The organism is Amycolatopsis sp. cmx-8-4 (assembly GCF_046548675.1).
Taxonomy (GTDB): domain Bacteria; phylum Actinomycetota; class Actinomycetes; order Mycobacteriales; family Pseudonocardiaceae; genus Amycolatopsis.
The window spans coordinates 40,715-57,678 of sequence record NZ_JAEBDZ010000045.1 but is presented as its reverse complement, the minus strand read 5'-3'; the positions used below and the strand labels follow the sequence as shown (position 1 = coordinate 57,678).

16 protein-coding genes are annotated in these 16,964 nt (G+C 70.4%); 4 read left to right on the top strand and 12 right to left on the bottom strand.

The genetic code is table 11. The features are described 5' to 3' along the window. Nucleotides 1–221 (top strand): class II fructose-bisphosphate aldolase (locus tag ACLJQZ_RS45450; protein WP_410627622.1); only part of this gene is annotated, 221 nt, incomplete at its 5' end. Between the two features lie 49 nt (nucleotides 222–270). Here ACLJQZ_RS45450 and ACLJQZ_RS45445 read toward each other — a convergent pair. Genes ACLJQZ_RS45445 through ACLJQZ_RS45435 form a run of 3 tightly spaced genes read right to left on the bottom strand, consistent with a single transcriptional unit; the run spans nucleotide 271 to nucleotide 2,150 of the window. Further along, complete coding sequence (locus ACLJQZ_RS45445) at nucleotides 271–675, bottom strand: type II toxin-antitoxin system VapC family toxin (RefSeq protein WP_410627620.1); 405 nt, start codon at nucleotides 673–675, stop codon at nucleotides 271–273. Beyond that, nucleotides 668–946 carry a type II toxin-antitoxin system Phd/YefM family antitoxin gene (locus tag ACLJQZ_RS45440; protein ID WP_410627619.1) on the bottom strand — a complete coding sequence of 93 codons (279 nt, stop codon included), beginning with the start codon at nucleotides 944–946 and terminating at the stop codon, nucleotides 668–670. The genes ACLJQZ_RS45445 and ACLJQZ_RS45440 overlap by 8 nt, the downstream gene beginning before the upstream one ends. Before the next feature lie 22 nt (nucleotides 947–968). Further along, nucleotides 969–2,150 carry a hypothetical protein gene (locus ACLJQZ_RS45435; RefSeq protein ID WP_410627617.1) on the bottom strand — a complete coding sequence of 394 codons (1,182 nt, stop codon included), beginning with the start codon at nucleotides 2,148–2,150 and terminating at the stop codon, nucleotides 969–971. A 255-nt stretch (nucleotides 2,151–2,405) separates the two neighbouring features. Here ACLJQZ_RS45435 and ACLJQZ_RS45430 point away from each other — a divergent pair, with 255 nt between their 5' ends. Beyond that, nucleotides 2,406–2,816 carry a DUF3151 domain-containing protein gene (locus tag ACLJQZ_RS45430; protein ID WP_247059272.1) on the top strand — a complete coding sequence of 137 codons (411 nt, stop codon included), beginning with the start codon at nucleotides 2,406–2,408 and terminating at the stop codon, nucleotides 2,814–2,816. A gap of 97 nt (nucleotides 2,817–2,913) precedes the next feature. Further along, nucleotides 2,914–3,558 carry a TetR/AcrR family transcriptional regulator gene (locus ACLJQZ_RS45425; protein WP_410627615.1) on the top strand — a complete coding sequence of 215 codons (645 nt, stop codon included), beginning with the start codon at nucleotides 2,914–2,916 and terminating at the stop codon, nucleotides 3,556–3,558. A 1-nt stretch (nucleotide 3,559) separates the two neighbouring features. Here ACLJQZ_RS45425 and ACLJQZ_RS45420 read toward each other — a convergent pair whose 3' ends face one another. The 3 genes from ACLJQZ_RS45420 to ACLJQZ_RS45410 all read right to left on the bottom strand — a co-directional run bounded on the left by ACLJQZ_RS45420 (nucleotide 3,560) and on the right by ACLJQZ_RS45410 (nucleotide 7,766). Beyond that, complete coding sequence (locus tag ACLJQZ_RS45420) at nucleotides 3,560–4,726, bottom strand: GGDEF domain-containing protein (RefSeq protein WP_410627630.1); 1,167 nt, start codon at nucleotides 4,724–4,726, stop codon at nucleotides 3,560–3,562. A 318-nt stretch (nucleotides 4,727–5,044) separates the two neighbouring features. Beyond that, nucleotides 5,045–6,304, bottom strand: coding sequence for an MFS transporter (locus ACLJQZ_RS45415; RefSeq protein ID WP_410627614.1), 1,260 nt, complete (start codon nucleotides 6,302–6,304; stop codon nucleotides 5,045–5,047). Between the two features lie 316 nt (nucleotides 6,305–6,620). Then, complete coding sequence (locus ACLJQZ_RS45410; RefSeq protein ID WP_410627612.1) at nucleotides 6,621–7,766, bottom strand: LLM class flavin-dependent oxidoreductase; 1,146 nt, start codon at nucleotides 7,764–7,766, stop codon at nucleotides 6,621–6,623. Between the two features lie 147 nt (nucleotides 7,767–7,913). On the opposite strand from ACLJQZ_RS45410, the gene ACLJQZ_RS45405 reads away from it, so the two are divergent. Next, complete coding sequence (locus ACLJQZ_RS45405; RefSeq protein WP_410627611.1) at nucleotides 7,914–9,806, top strand: FAD/NAD(P)-binding protein; 1,893 nt, start codon at nucleotides 7,914–7,916, stop codon at nucleotides 9,804–9,806. Here ACLJQZ_RS45405 and ACLJQZ_RS45400 read toward each other — a convergent pair. From ACLJQZ_RS45400 to ACLJQZ_RS45375, 6 genes are all read right to left on the bottom strand, one after another. Continuing rightward, a complete protein-coding gene (locus tag ACLJQZ_RS45400; protein WP_410627609.1) occupies nucleotides 9,790–10,896 on the bottom strand; it encodes a glycosyltransferase in 1,107 nt (368 codons plus the stop codon). The genes ACLJQZ_RS45405 and ACLJQZ_RS45400 overlap by 17 nt on opposite strands. Nucleotides 10,897–10,912: 16 nt before the next feature. Further along, nucleotides 10,913–11,812: a glycosyl hydrolase family 18 protein gene (locus tag ACLJQZ_RS45395; RefSeq protein WP_410627607.1), complete on the bottom strand. Its 900-nt coding sequence runs from the start codon at nucleotides 11,810–11,812 to the stop codon at nucleotides 10,913–10,915. A 67-nt stretch (nucleotides 11,813–11,879) separates the two neighbouring features. After that, nucleotides 11,880–13,448 carry a dipeptide ABC transporter ATP-binding protein gene (locus ACLJQZ_RS45390; RefSeq protein ID WP_410627605.1) on the bottom strand — a complete coding sequence of 523 codons (1,569 nt, stop codon included), beginning with the start codon at nucleotides 13,446–13,448 and terminating at the stop codon, nucleotides 11,880–11,882. Continuing rightward, nucleotides 13,445–14,278, bottom strand: coding sequence for an ABC transporter permease (locus ACLJQZ_RS45385; protein WP_410627604.1), 834 nt, complete (start codon nucleotides 14,276–14,278; stop codon nucleotides 13,445–13,447). The genes ACLJQZ_RS45390 and ACLJQZ_RS45385 overlap by 4 nt, the downstream gene beginning before the upstream one ends. Beyond that, nucleotides 14,271–15,227, bottom strand: a complete 957-nt coding sequence (locus ACLJQZ_RS45380; protein ID WP_410627628.1) for an ABC transporter permease — start codon at nucleotides 15,225–15,227, stop codon at nucleotides 14,271–14,273. The genes ACLJQZ_RS45385 and ACLJQZ_RS45380 overlap by 8 nt, the downstream gene beginning before the upstream one ends. Next, on the bottom strand, nucleotides 15,224–16,837 hold the full coding sequence (locus tag ACLJQZ_RS45375) for an ABC transporter substrate-binding protein (protein ID WP_410627602.1): 1,614 nt from the start codon (nucleotides 16,835–16,837) through the stop codon (nucleotides 15,224–15,226). The genes ACLJQZ_RS45380 and ACLJQZ_RS45375 overlap by 4 nt, the downstream gene beginning before the upstream one ends. Between the last annotated feature and the right edge of the window lie 127 nt (nucleotides 16,838–16,964).

Below are 16,964 nucleotides of genomic sequence, written 5' to 3'. Positions count from 1 at the left end.
TGAAGATGAACGTCGACACCGACACGCAGTACGCGTTCACCCGCCCGATCGTGGACCACTTCTTCAAGAACTACGACGGCGTCCTGAAGATCGACGGCGAGGTCGGCAACAAGAAGTTCTACGACCCGCGCTCCTACCTCAAGGCCGCCGAAGGTGGCATGGCCGCCCGGATCGTCGAGGCCTGCCAGGCCCTCGGCTCCGCCGGCACCAAGCTCAAGTAAAGCCCATGTGAAGGGCCGCCACGGTTTCCGTGGCGGCCCTTCGTCGTGCTCAGACCTCGACGACTTCGAGCAGGCTTTCGAGGCCTTTGAAGTCTTTCGCGTTGCGTGTGTACAGCGGCAAGTCGTGCACGGAGGCAGTCGCGGCGATCATCAAGTCCATCTTGCGCGGTCTTGGATCGCGCCCGACGGCGATCACCATTGCGACGAATGTTCCGTACCGAGTGGCCGCGTCACCGTTGAAGGGTAGTGGGGCGAAGTCGGCGATCGCGGCGCCGAGCTTTTCGGTGCGAGCGGCGCGGACCGCGGGATCCCTGGCCGCTGCCAGACCTTGGTGCAACTCGGCCATTGAGACTGCGGTCAGTTCGGCGACTGCCGGCAACTGCGATCGCTCCAGCAGGGCCAGATCGATGTAGACACAGGTGTCGAGCACGCCCACCTCGTGGTTCTCAGCCACGTGGCCGATCCCAGGGGTTGTCGTCGTCGCTCAGTCGATCGTCGCCGAAGAACTCGTCGATGTCCTTGCGCATCTCCGCTGCATCGACTCGCGGTAGACGACGGTGCTTGGCGATCAGTTCGTCAGTGGTGAGTCGGCGCCGCTGGGGCAGTGGTCGCAACTCCGCGATCTCCGTGCCATTGCGCGTGACGTGGAATGTCTCGCCGGCTTCCACGGCGTCCATGATCGCGGCGGAGCCGTTGCGGAGCTCCCGTTGGCTGATGATCTTCACAAGTCAAGTGTAGCACCGCGTGCTACGCCGTGGCCCGCCTCGCGTTCCACCGCCGGGTCACCGGCCCGGCCGCTGCCCACAACACGAACACCGCCACCAGCGCCACCCCCGCCGTCCAGTACTCCACCGGCGGGGCCGACTCCGTGTGCGCGTCGCCCAGCACCCATGGCCTGAACTGCGACTGCACCCACAGCGCCCCGTAGCCGAACGCCGTCACCAGCAGCGCTCCCGCGCCCGCCGTCAGCAGGCCGTGACCGCGGCCGATGGTGAACGCCAGGTCCACGGCGAGACCCACGAAAAGCAGGTAGAACGGGATCGTCGAGACCGGGAAGCCCAGGCCCAGCAGCAGCGGCCACATCACCGCGCGGTAGGCGATGTACGCCAGCGCCACGAACGTCGCCGACCAGCGGCGGCCCAGCGTCCGGCGGGCCAGGGCCAGGATCAGCGCCATCACGCCGATGCCCCACAGCGGGTACACCCACTCCGGGATCGGCATCGTGAAGTGCAGGATCGCCGTCCGGTCGACCGGGTGGCCGATCTGGTTCGCCGCGAACGAGAGCAGTGACGGCTCGGCCTCCGGCGCGCCGCGTTCCCAGGCGCGCAGGCCGAGGATGCCGTACTCCTGCTGGCCGTTCGGGAAGAACGTGTTCTCCAGGAAGAACGCCCACAGCGCGAGCAGCACGCCGCTGCGGAAGCGGCCCGGCGGCGCCAGCCGGAGCCAGCCGAGCAGCACGCCCGCCTGCATGATGCCCGTGCCCAGGTAGAGCATCATGTGCGACGGGCTCCACGCGGTCAGGTCGAGGCCGTTGACGCGGTGGTTGATGACGTCCAGCGGCGCCGCGACCAGGAACATCAGCAGGCCGATCTGCATCAGCCGCAGCGACGGCTTGTCGGCGCCCAGCCCGGTGTAGCTGTGGATCGCCACCAGCACGACGATGATCACCGTGCCGACCGTGTTGATCAGGTGCGGCGGCGCCAGGTCGTCGCGCAGCCACATGAAGTGCCACGACATGTCCCACGACGAGCCGACCAGCTTGAACGCGAACGCCGCCAGCCACATCCCGTAGCAGAACCGGAGCACCCAGTCCGGTGTCGGCTGCCCGGGTGCGCCGCGGTGCCAGTGCCGCGTGAAGAACAGCCGCGTCTTGCCGATGGGGCTGCGCGGGGTCACGTCCGCAACCGGGACGTCCACTGCCTTGGCCATGCGGACATCATGGCCGGTCGTGGTCACGAGCGGGCCAAGACAGTGGCAAACGACGCCAAAATCGGGGTTCACCCCTACGGGTGGACGATTTGCTTTCGAGCTGCGTCCGTTGGCAAGGTGTGCCGCCATGATGCCGAAACGAGTTGTGGCCGCGGTCCTGATCGGCGCGCTGGTGCTGGCCGGCGGCGGGGTTCTCGCGGGCCTGTTCTTCTGACCCACCAGCCCCTGACCCGCGGGCGTGAGCAGAATGGGCGCATGACGCACAACCTGCTCGGCCCCGAGCCGACGCTGCTGCCCGAGCACACCGCCGCCCAGGCCGCGCTCGACGCCGGGAACGACCCGGCGACCGTCGCGGCCGAACACCCCTACTACAGCGAGGCGTGGGCGTCGCTGGCCGAGAAGGCCTTCGAGTCGGGTGAGACCGTCGCCGCCTACGCCTACGCGCGCACCGGCTACCACCGCGGTCTCGACCAGCTGCGCCGCGCGGGCTGGAAGGGCTTCGGCCCGGTGCCGTGGACGCACCGCCCGAACCAGGGCTTCCTGCGCGCCCTCGCCGTGCTGGGCAAGGCCGCCGGCAAGATCGGCGAGACCGAGGAGTACGACCGCTGCCGGACGTTCCTCGCCGACTCCGACCCGGCCGCCGCGGAAGCCACCGGCCTGAAGTGACCCACCCGTCGTGAGTGGTAATGAGGGTTCTAACCCGAATTACCACTCACGACCGGCCACGGCAGACCCGGAAACGCATCAGGTGAGGTGGGTCACCATGTCGAGCCCCGCTCCGCGCGGGCGGCCGCGGAAGCTCCCGGTCGCGGAGCAGCGCGCCCGCGTGCTGCAGGCGACGGCGAAGGTCGTCGCGCAGCACGGGATGCAGGGCGCGACGATCGAGCAGATCGCGCGCGAGGCCGGCGTCTCGCGCCAGGCCGTCTACGAACGGTTCGGCGACCGGACGGCGCTCTTCGCCGAGGTCGTGGCCGAGATCGAGGAGCGGGCCTTCACGGCCATCGCCGGCGCGTCGGTGGCCGATCCGCAGGCCAGGCTGCGCGGCTGGGCGCGGGCCAACTACGCCACCATGGTCACGTTCGTCGCCGACAGCCCGGAGGCCTACGGCGTGCTCCGGGCGGCGGAACGCGCGGGCGACCCCGCGCTCACGCGGCTGCGGGAGCGGCTGGCCGTCGTCTACGCCGACGCCAGCGCCAAGCGGTGGGCCGCGCACGGCATCGACTCCGGCCGCGCCGACCGCGCGCTCGTCACGCTCTTCTTCGCGATGACCGAGTCACTGGTCCAGGCGACCTGGGACGGCGAGCCGCCGCCGCAGGACGCCCTGATCGACCTGCTGACCGAGTTCACCGTGGGTGGCGTCGCCCGCCTGCAGACCAAGGCGAGCGACGTCATCGACCGGCTGCGGTGAGCTAAGCCGCCGCCATCGCCAGGTCCGGCGACCCGACGACGCGGTTGCGCCCACCGTCCTTCGCCGCGTACACGGCCGCGTCGGCGGACGCCATCACCGCCTCGATGGACGTTCCGTCGAGTGGGTACGCGGCGACGCCGATGGACGCCGTCTGCCGTCGGATGTCCACCGCCTCACCCTCGTTGGTGGTGGTGCTGATGATCAGCTCGCTGACCCGTTGCCGGATGCGTTCCGCCGTCACGATCGCGTCCGCTTTGGACGTCGACGGCAGCAGCGCGACGAACTCCTCGCCGCCGAACCGGCCGACCAGGTCGTGCGCCCTGGTCTCCTGCTTGACCACGGCCGCGACCGCCTTGAGCACGTCGTCCCCCGCGAGGTGCCCGTAGGTGTCGTTGATCCGCTTGAAGTGGTCGAGGTCGATCATCATGGCGCCGAAGCTGCCGTTCTCCCGCTCAGCGCGGGAGATCTCGCGCGTGGCGCCGTCCTGCCAGGTGGTCGCGTTGAGCAGCTGCGTCTTCTGGTCGGTGGTCGCGAGCTCCTCGAGCCGCTTGATCAGCACCGACCGCTGCAGCACGTACAGCGGCAGGATCACCAGCACCGACAGCAGCGGCTCGTCGGTCAGCACCATCACCAGCAGCGCGCCGACGCACAATGTGGACAGTTCCAGCAGGTTGTCGTCCATGGTGCCGAGGCACGACACGGGGGTCGCGCTCTCGGGGTCGGCGAGGTAGAGGCCGAGACCGGTGAGCGCGGTGTTGACCGTGAAGAAGGCGAGTCCGGCCAGCGTCACGGTCGCGACACCGCTGCCGAGGGTCATGTGACCCACGACACCCCCGGCGAAGGCCGACAAGATCATCGTCGTCGCGTTCGCGGCCACGCGGTGAAATTCACCCGGACGGGTGCCAGACCAACTACGGAACGCGAGGTACACGTAGAGCACAACCCCGAGCGCGGCCACCAGTTGGGCCGGCAGCAGCAGGCCGGCGGGCAGCAGCCACACCGAAGTCATCGAGATGTACGGCCCCCGGCTGAGGATGCGACGCTGTCGCTCCAGCCGCCGGCTGACCTCCGTTTGGGCCACGGCCAGCGCTGTGAGCAGCGCAAACGTGCCCAGTTGGGCGAGTGTGACCGGCACGGTCAACAGCGAAACGGCCGTCCACGTGAGCATGACCGTGATGGCGGTCAGTGTGGCGATGATCCAGTCGCGCGGGCGAGTCCACAGTGCCCAGTCCCGCACGCGAGAAATCAAGTCTTGGCCGCGCTGTTCCCCCGATGTGACCATTTTTCCCCCAGCCCCTTGCGCAGATCTACGGTGACAAAGTACTCACAGACAGTTTCAGACCGTTTGCCCGCTGTCCACAAGGGCAATCGGTGTGTACTTTTTCTTTGACACCGGAACGAGAGGTGGCCAGCGATGCGCGGCAAAGAACAGTGACCGCACAGCGCACCGCAAGGTCGCGCAGGTCGAGCCCACGCGCGGGGCATGTCATGCATGTTCGGCGCGTGCGGCTTCTTTGTCGTTCCCTCGTTTCGGCTCGCTCGTCAGGGCCCGGGCCCACAGCGCCGCCAGTGGCAGGGTGAGCACCACCCCGGCGATGCCGAAGATCCCGACGGTGCCGTGCGGGGTCAGCTGATCCGCGAGCACCCCGCCGATCAGCGGGCTGACGCCCATCATCGTGGTCAGCCCGGTGTTGGACAGGCCCATCACCTGCGCCCGCTGCTCGTCGGGCACGGCCAGCGTCAGTGACGCGGTCGCCTGCAGCAGGCAGACGGTGCCGAAGCCGCCGGAGACGATGAACAGCACGATCGACGAGACCGGCCCGGGGTTCAGGAAGCACAGCACGAGCGGGACGGCGCACAGCGCCGAGAGCGGGCCGATCAGCTTCGGTCGCAGCCGCGCGGGCACCCAGCGCGTGTAGATGAAGGTCGCGATGACGCTGCCGATCGGGTCGGCCGCGAGCAGCAGGCCGATCGCCGAGGGACCACCGCCCGACGCGGCCACGTACGGCGCCGCGATGCCCTCGTAAACCGGCAGGAGCCCCATCAGCCAGGTGAACAGCACCAGGGTGCGCAGCGACGAGTTCGCGAACGCCGTCCGGCTACCGCCGCCGAGCGTCGCGAAGAAGGACTTGCGCTGTTCGCCGGTCGCCGCGGCCGGCCGGGCGCGGACGCCGAAGCGAATGAACAGCGCGGAGAGCATGAACGTGCCGGCGTCGATGATCAGCGCGACGTGCGGGTCGAGCGCGATCAGCAGCGCGCCGCCGCCGGCGAACCCGAGCAGCTGGGCGCTCTGCACGGTCATGCTGCGGATACCCATCCCGACGACGAACCGGTCGCCTTCGAGCACCTGCGGCAGCAGCGCCAGCTGGGACGCCTTGAACGGCGGGTTGACCAGGGAGACGGCGCCGACCAGCACGGACATCAGCCAGAACGGCATGTCGGGCAGGGCGACGAGCAGGATCAGCCCGGCCCGCAGCAGGTCGACGAGCACCATCACGGAGCGGCGGGGGAAGCGGTCGGCGAAGCCGGTCAGGAAGATCCCGCCCAGCAGGGACGGGGCGTAGGTGAGCGCGTAGGTCAGGCCGGTCAGGGTCGCCGAGTTGGTGCCGGTGAACACCAGGATGGACAGCGCGACTCTCGCCAGCTGGTCGCCCGCGATCGACAGCAGTTCCCCGAACCAGAGCGCACGGAACTCGGCGATTCCGAACACCTCGCGGAACGTGACCCGGTCCGGCGGTGCTGCCATACGTCTTCTCCCGACCTCTTGTGCACACCGCGTCCTTCGCATGACCGCCGGTGACAAGACGACCAGTCGGTCATAAGGCAGTCACGGTACGTGAGTTACCTCAGACAGTGTCCCGTGACTGTTGGTGAATTCCTAGGTTCTTTCGCCGGTATCGAAGGTGTCACGGAGCTTTCCCGAACGGGTCAAACGATAGCCCGCAGTGTCTGACCGATCGCTCAGGAGTCACCAATGGATCATTCCGTACCCGTTGGCCCAGGACCAGAGGCAAAAGTAGCCACCTCGCGCGGGGCGAGGTGGCTACTTGAGGGAAAGAGACTCAGCCGTCGACGGCGAGGGCGTCCTCCGCGGGGGTCCGGGTGGTCCCGGCGGCCCGGGCCGCGTCGCGCTTGGCGACCTCTTCGCGGACGATCGGGATGACGTAGCGGCCGAAGTCGATCGTGTCGCCGAGCATGTCGTAGCCCCGGGCCGACAGGATCTCGACGCCGAGGTCGTAGTAGTCCAGCAACGCCTGCGCGACCGTCTCCGGCGTGCCGACCAGCGCGTTCGAGTTGCCCGCGCCACCCGTCGCGGCCGCCGTCGGCGTCCACAGAGCACGGTCGAACCGCTCGCCCTGCGCCGCGACCGCCAGGAGCCGCTGGGAGCCCGTGTTCTCCGGCTCGGTCAGCTTGTGCCGGCGGGTCAGCGGCTGCCCGCCCTTCGTGCGGTTCTTGATCGCGCCGACCGTGCGGTGGGCCTTCTCCCAGGCCAGCTCCTCCGTCGGGGCGATGATCGGGCGGAACGCGACCTGGATGCGCGGCACGTCCGTGCGGCCGGCCGCCAGTGCCGCCGCCTTGACCGACTCGATCTGCTCGGCGGTCTGGGCCAGCGGCTCGCCCCACAGGCAGAAGATGTCGGCTTCGGCGCCACCGGCGGCGTACGCGGCCGGCGAGGACCCGCCGAAGGAGACGCCCGGCCGCGGCTGCTGCACCGGCTTGATGTCGCTGACGTAGTCGGCGAAGCGGTAGTACTCGCCCTCGAAGTCGAACGGCTCGTCCGACGTCCAGGCCTTCTTGATGATCTGGATGGCCTCGCGGGTGCGCCCGTAGCGCTGGTCCTTCGTCAGGAAGTCGCCCTCGCGCTGCTGCTCGTGGTCGTTGCCGCCGGTGATGAAGTGGACGGTCAGCCGGCCGTCGGAGATCCGGTCGAGCGTCGCGAACGTCTTCGCGGCGAACGTCGGGTACGAGACGTTCGCCCGGTGCGCGAGCAGGATCTGCAGCTTGTCCAGCTTCGTGGCGACGTACGCGGCCGCCTGCGCGGGATCCGGCGAACCCGAGCCGTAGGCGAACAGCACCCGGTCCCAGCCGAAGTCTTCGTGCGCGCGGGCCAGGCGCAGCGTGTACTCCTTGTCGAACACCCCGCCCGAGCGGGCGTGCGTCTCCGACCCGTCGTGCGTGCCTCCGATGCCCAGGAACTCCACCGGCATGACGTCCACCTTCTCTCGCGTCGCTCCCTCAACGGCTACGCCTGGGCGCACCGGTGCGGCAACGACGTCCGCAGGGTGGAACGCACGCGAAATTCCGCAGAGTGGGAAGGACTTCCGGGGCTCGAAGCCCGGCGTAGCTTCGAACACGTGGCCGATCTCGCGCCGTTCACACTCGCCGTCGTGGGCGCCGGACCCCGCGGGGTCGGCGTCCTCGAACGGCTCGGCGCGAACGCCGCCGAGCTGCTCGGCGGCCGGCGGCTCGAAGTCCACCTGATCGACCCGTTCCCGCCCGGGCCGGGCCGCGTGTGGCGCTACGACCAGTCGCCGTTGCTGCGGATGAACTCCATGCCCGAGGACGTCACGATGTTCACCGACGAGTCGGTGAAGATGGCGGGCCCGGTGCTGCCCGGGCCGGCGCTGCTGGAGTGGGCGCGGCAGGTGCGGGACGGCTCGCTCGAGGCCGAGGTGCCCGCGGACGTCGTCGCCGAGCTGACCGCGCTGGACGCCTTCCACTTCCCGACGCGGCGGCTGCAGAGCGCGTACCTGACCTGGGTGTACCGGAAGATCCTCGGCGACCTGCCCGGCGGCATCGACGTCGTCGAGCACGCGGCGCGGGCGGTGGACGTCGACGGCTCGCTCGTCCGGCTCTCCGACGGCGCGGAACTGCGCGCGGACGCTGTCGTGTTCACGGTCGGGCACCTCGACGCGGAACCGGACGAGCGGGAGCGCGAGCTGGCGTCGTTCGCCGGGCGCCACGGGCTGGCCTACTACCCGGCCGGCTACACCGCCGACGTCGACTACTCCGCCGTCGAACCGGGGGAAACCGTGCTGGTGCGCGGGTTCGGCCTGGCGTTCGTCGACCTGATGCTGCTGCTCACCGAAGGCCGCGGCGGCCGCTTCGAGGAGCTCGACGGCGGCGGCCTGCGCTACCACCCGAGCGGCACCGAGCCGGTGCTGCACGTCGGCTCGCGGCGCGGCGTGCCCTACCACGCGAAGATCGGCTACCGGCTGCGCGGGAAACCGTTGCGGCTGCCCCGGTTCTTCGACGCCTACGCCATCGACGAGCTGGCCGGGGCGCCGGGCGCGCTCGACTTCCGCGCCGACGTCTGGCCGCGGGTGGCGAAGGAGCTGGCCTGGGGCTACTACAGCGAGCTGTTCACCGGGCACCCGGACCGGGTGCGGCTGGACTTCGCCGTGTTCGCCGACGCCTTCGCCGACCTGGCCTGGGATTCGCCGGGGATGCGGGACCTCGTCGCGCGGGCCGTGCCCGCCGAGGAGGACCGCCTCGACCTCGACCGGCTGGACCGGCCGATGGCGGGCCGCGCGTTCGGGACGGCCGAGGAGTTCGGCAAGGAACTGCGCGAATACCTCGAGGCCGACCTCTCGCGCCGCGCCGACCAGACGTTCAGCGCCGACCTGGGCGCGTTCATGGCGTTGCTCTCGGTGTACGGCCAGATGCCGGCGCTGGTCCAAAAGCGACGGTTGAACGCGGCTTCCCAAGTGTCCGATATGGACGGCTGGTTCCACGGGTTCTTCTCCTACTACGCCAGCGGTCCGCCGCCGCGCCGGCTGGAAGAGCTGCTCGCGCTGCACGAAGCCGGGGTGGTTTCGTTCGCGGGCGCGGACATGCGCGTGACGGCGGACGCCGCGCGTGGCGTCTTCGTGGCGTCCGGCGCGAGCTACCCGGGCGAGGTCGTGTCGCGCACGCTGATCGAGGCACGCCTGCCGGGCCCGAGCGTGACGCGCGCGGCCGACGTCCTGCTGCGGCAGCTGCGTGACACGGGCCAGCTGGCGGAGGAGACGGTGGCGGACCCGGAGACCGGCGTGCACCTGCCGTCGGGCCGGATCCACACGCGCGTCTCGGACTCCCGCCTCCTCGACGGCGCGGGCCACCCGCACACGCACCGCTTCGCCGTGGGCCCGCACACCAGCGCCCGCTCGGCGGCGGCCTTCACCCGGCCGCGGACGAACGCGTCGTCGTTCCGGCAGAACGACGCCGTGGCGCGCGAGATCCTGGCGCTGGTCAACCCGCCCAGCTGACGAGCTCGTCGAGCACCTGCTCCGGCGCGGGCATGGCCGCGATCTCCCGGGCGACGCCTTGGGCGATGGCGCGCGGCTTCGGGTCGGCCAGCAGCTCGCGGGCCGCGGCTTCGATCGCGTCCATCCGCACGGCCTCGCCCACCAGGGACTGCGCCGCGCCCAGGGCGGTGAGCGTCTCGGCGTTGACGAACTGGTCGGCGCCCTGCGGCAGCACCAGCTGGGGCAGGCCGGCGGCGAGCGCGGCGAGCACCGTGCCCGTGCCGCCGTGGTGCACCACCAGGCCCGCGTGCCTCAGCACCTCGGCCTGCGGCACGAACCCGGCGGCCCGCACCCGGGCCGGCAGCTCGCCCAGCAGCGCGGGATCGCCGGGGCCGAGCGCCACCAGCACGTCGGCCGGCAGCCGGGCCAGCGCGTGCAGCGCCCCGCGCAACACTGTCGTCGCGCCGAACACCACCGTGCCCAGCGTCAGGTAGACGAACCCGTCGGCCGGCAGCGGCGGCAGCGGGACGTCGGGGTCGACCGGCGTCGGGCGCATCCGGAACACCTTCGGCACGCCTGCGGTGCCCGGGTCGCGGAGGCTGTCGGGCCAGACGTCCACGCAGGCGTCGCCGAACATGGCGTCCGCGGGGAGCGTGCCCCAGAGCGGGGCCAGCCGTTCGGTGGCGAGGGCCAGCAGCTCCGGCGGCATGGACCGGCCGATCACGACGGAGACGGCGGGGATCCCCGCGCGGCGGGCCGCCACGCCGGCGCCGACGTCACTCTGCTCGTAGACGACGAGGTCCGGGCGCAGCCGCGGGAGCAGCGGCGTCAGGTCGTCGAGCAGCGCCACCGGCAGCAGCTCGCCGAACATCGTGATGCCGACCTCGGCGAACCCGGCGTCTTCGCCGTGGCGCCGTTTGGCCTCGGTTTCGGCGTCGCTGATCGCGATGCCGGCGCGGTGGGCCTCGAAACCGAGGTCGCGCACGGTGGCGAGGAAGGCCTCACCGGTGCCGAACACGACGTCGTGGCCGGCGGCTTTCGCCGCGTCGGCCAAGGGCAGCAGGGGGAAGAGGTGGCCGTACGCCGGGCGGCACGAGAAGAGGATTCGCACCACCCGAGCGTACTGGTCAGCCCTTCACGACCGGGGCGATCTGCTGCACCCACTGCCACGGCGCGGACGTGCCGCCGGGCAGGGAGTCGAAGTACTCCCAGCCGTCGATCCCGCCGAAGTCCGGGTACTTAGAGACGAGACCGCGCACCGTCGACTGGAGGGTCGACATGGCGACGTAACCACTGCAGTTGGCCGGGTTCGTCACGGTCCCGGCGACGACCTTGCTCGCGGGCACGATGCCGCGCTTGATGATGTTGTCGTAGCCGGAGGTGCTGCTCAGCGAGCCCCAGCCGCAGTAGAACTGCGTGTTGAACCAGGAGATCTGCGCGCCGCGGTCGCGGTAGAGGGTGTCGTAGTTCAGCCCGGACAGCCCGCCGCCGCCGGTCAGCTCGCTCGCCACCGGGGCGAGCGTGACGAGGAACGAGCTGCCGAAGTCCGCCCGCAGCGCGTCGATCAGCTTGTTGAGCGCGCCGTTGGACATGTGCTCTTCGACGTCCAGGTCGATGCCGGACAGCGAGTACGTCCGGATCAGGTTGCGCAGCAAGGGGTAGTAGGTGTCGAACTGCGTTTCGAGCCGCTGGAAGCTGCCCGCCGCGGCCCCGCCGACGAAGGCGAGCACGTGCACCCCCTGGCTGCGCAGGGTCGCGAGGTCCTGCCACATCCGCGTGAACTTCGACGCGTTCGGCGGATCGTCGTTGAGGTGCACGACACTGTTCGTGTCGAGGTGGATCGCCCCGACGACGACGTCGGTGACGCCGGTGTTGTTCTGGGTGAGTGTGAGCGGTGAGACGTAGGTGGAGCCGTTGTAGATGGTCTGGTAGTAGACGATCACCCTGCGCCCGGCGGCGGCCGAAGCCGGCACCGCACCCGAAAGCAGCATCACCAAGGCCACGAAGGCCACGCCGATCCTCCGCATGGTCCAGACCATACGTCGCGGTGGGTGGTGAGGAAAGAACTCACCGTCGATCCTGTCCGGTTTTGTCTCAACCGACCTCCTGGACCGACCGCCCCGGGATCGCCGCCAGCAGTTCCTTCGTGTACTCCGCCTTCGGCTCGTGCAGCACTTGCGCGGCCGGGCCCAGCTCCACCAGGGTTCCCGCCCGCAGCACGCCCACCTGGTCCGCGAGCTGCCGGACCACCGCCAGGTCGTGCGAGATGAACAGGTACGACAGCCCCAGCTCCGACTGCAGTTCCGCCAGCAGCCGCAGGATCTGGGCCTGCACCGAGACGTCCAGCGCCGACACCGGCTCGTCGCACACCACCAGGTCCGGCCGCAGCGCCAACGCCCGCGCGATCGCCACCCGCTGCCGCTGGCCACCCGACAGCTCGGCCGGCTTCCGGCGGGCCACCGACGCCGGCAGCGCGACCTGCTCCAGCAGTTCCGGAACCCGGGTGCGCGGCAGACCGAACGCCCGCAGCGGCTCCGCGACGACGTCCTCGATCGAGAACTTCGGGTTCAGCGACGCGTACGGGTTCTGGTAGACGATCTGCATCCGGCGCCGCAGCCGGCGCAGCTCGTTGCCGCCGAGCGACGTGATGTCCTGGCCGTCGAACTCGATCGAACCGGCGGACGGCGTTTCGAGCCGCAGCAGCATCCGGGCCGTCGTCGACTTGCCCGAGCCGGACTCGCCGACCAGCGCGAGGGTCTGGCCGCGCGGGATGTCGAACGAGATGCCGTCGACCGCTCGGATGCCGCCGTCGAACGTCTTCGCCAGGTCCCGCACCGTCACCAACGGCTCGGCGGCCGGAGCCGCCGGACGCAGCGTGCTCGTCATGCTCGGTGCCGCCGCGAGCAGTTGCCGCGTGTACGGCTGCGAAGGCGCGCTGACGATTTCGGCGGTCTTGCCCTCTTCGGCGACTTCGCCGCGGGAGAGCACGACGATCCGTGACGCGCGATCGGCCGCGACGCCCAGGTCGTGCGTGATCAGCAGGATCGCCGTCCCCGCCTGGGCGGCCAGCGACGTCAGGTGGTCGAGGATCCGCCGCTGCACGGTGACGTCGAGCGCGCTGGTCGGCTCGTCCGCGATGATCAGCTTCGGCCGCCCGGCCAGCGCGGCCGCGATCAGCACGCGTTGCCGCAGCCCGCCCGACAACTGGTGCGGGTACTGCTTCGCCCGCAGCTCCGGCGAAGGTACGCCCGCGCGTTCCAGCAGCTCGACGGCCTGCAGCGAAGCGGCGCGGCGGTCGGCGAGGCCGTGGATCCGCAGCACCTCCGCGACCTGCTCGCCGATCCGGTGCACCGGGTTGAGCGAGACGGCCGGGTCCTGCGGCACCAGCGCGATCTCCCGGCCGCGCACACTCCGCCACTGCTTGGGGGACAACGACGTCAGGTCGCGGTTGCCGAACGTGATCGCGCCGCCGTCGATCCGGCCGCCGCGGGGCAGCAGGCCGATCGCCGCGTGCGCGGTCGTCGACTTGCCCGAGCCGGACTCGCCGACGACCGCGACGACCTCGCCTTCGCCGACGTCGAGGCTGACGTCCTGGACGGCCGGGACCAGCCCGGCCCGCGTCCGGTACGACACGGCCAGGTTTTCGATGCGCAGCAGGGTCATCGCTCGCCTCCGTCCAGTGCGCGGGAAAGCCGGTTCGCGGACAGGACCACCGCCGCGACCGTCAATCCCGGGAACGTCGTCATCCACCAGGCCGTGGCCAGGAAACTCCGGCCGACGGCGACGAGCGAGCCCCACTCCGGCGTCGGCGGGGTCGCGCCGAAGCCGAGGAAGCTCAGCGCCGACACCTCGAGCACGGCCGTGCCGAGGGTGAGCGTCGCGAGCGCGAGCACCGGGCCCGCCGCATTCGGCAGCACGTGCCGCAGCAGCACGCCGGACCAGCGCACTCCGCTGGCTCGCGCGGCTTCGACGAACACGCCGCTTCGCACGCGAAGCACCTCCGCGCGCATGACTCGCGCGAAGGACGCGAGGTTTGCGATGCCGACGGCGATCGCGACGTTCGTCGTGCCGAAGCCCAGCGCCGTGACCAGGGCCAGCGACAGCAGGATCGGCGGGATGGCCAGGAAGACGTCCACGATCCGCATGATCACGGTGTCGGCCCAGCCGCCGCGGAACCCGGCGAGCAGGCCCAGCGCCGAGCCCGCGATCAACGCCGTCAGCACGGCGATCGCGGTCGCGCGCAGCGAGAGCGACGCGCCGTGGATCACCCGCGCGTAGACGTCGCGCCCGGTTTCGTCGGTGCCGAAGAAGTGGTGCAGCGACGGCCCTTGCAGCCGTTCGGCCGGGACGCCGGTGATCGGGTCGTAGCTGGTCAACAGTCCTGGCACGAAGGCCGCGAGTAGCACGAACGCCAGCACGACGACAGCGATCACCAGACCGGGCGGGAACGCCACTTTCACGTGAAAGTGCCGCTTGGTGGCGAGGTCAACCACGGGCCACCGCCTCGGGGGTACGCGCGATCCGCGGATCGAGCAGGGGATAAAGCAGGTCGACGCTCAGGTTGAGCACCACGAACACCAGCGCGGCCAGCACGATCACCGCCTGCACCACCGGGACGTCCTGCGCGGTGACGGCGGCCGCGGTCACCCGGCCGACGCCGTCGCGCGAGAACACCGTCTCGGTGATCACCGAACCGGCGACCAGGTTGCCCGCCACCACGCCGGCGACGGTCAGCGTCGGCACGGCGGCGTTGCGCAGCAGGTGTCCGAAGTGGACGCGCCAGCGGCTCGCGCCCTTGGCCGCGGCGATCTCCGCGTACGGCTGCTCCTGCTGCGTGGCCAGGCTCTTCGCCAGCACCTGGCCGATGATCGCGCCGGTCGGCAGCGCGAGGGTGATCGCGGGCAGGATGATCGTCTCGAAGCCCTGCGTGCCGAGCGCGGGCAGCAGCCGCAGCCGGAACGAGAAGAACTGGATCAGCACCAGGCCCACCCAGAACGGCGGCAGCGAGATCGCCAGCGACGGCAGGGACAGCAGCGCCTGCCGCAGCCAGCGGAACCGGGTGAACGTGCCCAGGAACGCCGAGCCGCCGCCGAACACGACCGCGAACACCAGCGCCAGGCTCGTCACCGCGAGCGTCGGAGGCAACGCCGTGACGACCATGTGCGTCGCGTCGTCGCCGGTCGCGACACTGCGGCCGAAGTCGCCGTGCAGCGCCGAGACCAGCCGTTTCAGGTACTGGACCGGGAACGGCGAGTCGAGACCGTACTCCGCGCGGGCCGCGGCGAGCTGCTCCGGCGTCGTCGACGATCCGGCCTCCCCGCCGGCGAGCTTCGCCGAAACGGCGTCCCCCGGCAGCAAGTAGAGGATCAGGAACGACAGCGTGAACGCCGCCCACAGCACGAAGACCGCTTGCGCGACCCGGCGGAGCAGGTAGTTCCTCACGACAGCCACGCGTCGAACAGCTGCAGCCGTGACGACGCTTCGAAGTCGACGGCGTGCGCCTTGGCGCTCTCCGCGACGACCTGGGTCAGCTCGAACACCGGCACCGCGTAGGCGTGGTCGACGATCAGCTTCTGCGCCTCGTCGGCCGACGGCTTGCGCTTGGCGTTGTCCACAGTGGACGACTGGGCGTCGAGGGCGACGTCGAGCGGGTTGCCCGGCGTGAGCCGGCTGCGGTTGCCGGCCTTCGTGGAGAACTGGCCGCGCAGGATGTCCGGGTCGGCGCGGGTCACGTTGTACCAGAGGAAGTCGTAGTTGCCGCTCAACTGGATCTGAGTGGTCTCGGCGTTGGTGTGCTGCTCGATCTTGAGGTCGAAACCGATCTTGCGCAGCTGCTGCTGGATCAGCTCCAGCACGCTGCGGTTCTGGTTGAACACCGGCGAGAACACGACGGCCGCGCTCAGTCGCTGCCCGTTCTTCGTGCGGATGCCGTCGGCGCCGGGCACCCAGCCGTCGCCGTCCAGCAGCGCCGCGGCGCCCTTCTGGTCGTACGCGAGCTGCGCGGACAGGTCGCTGTGCAACGGCGTCGCCGAACCCAGGATGCTGGTGGCCGGCTTGTAGCTCGGCGTCAGCACGGTGTTCACGACCTCGGTGCGGTCGACGCCCTTGAGCACGGCCTGGCGCACCTTTTCGTCGGTGAGCACACCGCGGGTGGTGTTCGCGTGCAGGTTGAACACGACCCCCGGGTTCGGCCGGATGTTCTCGGTGAAGCCGTTGCTCGTGAACTGCGGCTCGTCGACCGGCTGGACGTCGGTGATCGCGTCGAGCTGCCCGGAGGCGAGGCTGCCGGTGCGGACGCCGGGCTCCGGCACGATCTTGTAGTCGATCTTGTCGAGGTACGCCTCACCCTGGTGCTTGAACAGCGACGAGCCCCAGGTGTAGCCCTTGCGCTTGGCCAGCACGATCTCCTGGTTCTGCTTCAGGCTTTCGAAGGTGAACGGCCCGGAGCCGACCAGGCCGTTGCCCTGGCAGCGCTGCTCCGGCGTCTTCTTGAACGCCGCGGGGGCCAGCACGCCGAGCGACACCGTCGAGCTGGCCTGCAGGAACTGGGCGCTGGGCGCGGAGAACTCGAGGCGCGCGGTCTGCGAATCGACGACGGTCGTGCTCTTGTAGGCCGCGAGGTAGCCGTAGCCGAGCTGGGCCTTCGTGCCGAGGGCCTTGATGCCGTCGAAGCTGGTCTTGATCGCCGCGGCGTCGACCGGGGTGCCGTCGGAGAACGTCGCGCCGGCGCGCAGGTGGAAGGTGAACGCCGTCGAATCGGCGTTGCTCTCCCACTTCTCGGCCAGCCACGGCTTGATCTCGCCGCTCTTCGGGTCCTGGTCGGTCAGCGAGTCGACCAGCTGGCGCGCGACGTTGATGGACGCGTTCGTGGCGGTCTGCTGCGGGTCGATGCAGTCGGGCGCGGACGAGATGCCGAGCCGGAGCGTGCCGCCGGCCTTGGGCGGACCGGCGTCGGCGGCGCTCTGTTCGCCGCCCGCTGTGGAGCAGGCGGTCAGCAGCAGGGGCAGGGCGAGCAGGGCCGCGGCGTTGCGGGCACGGGAAAGCTGGGACACCGACGGCCTCCAGGGGAGCGGTTGCGACTTCAAGCGCGACGCTAGTTCCGCACTTGAGGCCGTCCCACAGAGCGAGCCGGGGTCCCAACCCCTGACACCGCAACGATTCCCCCTTGACACGCCGTGA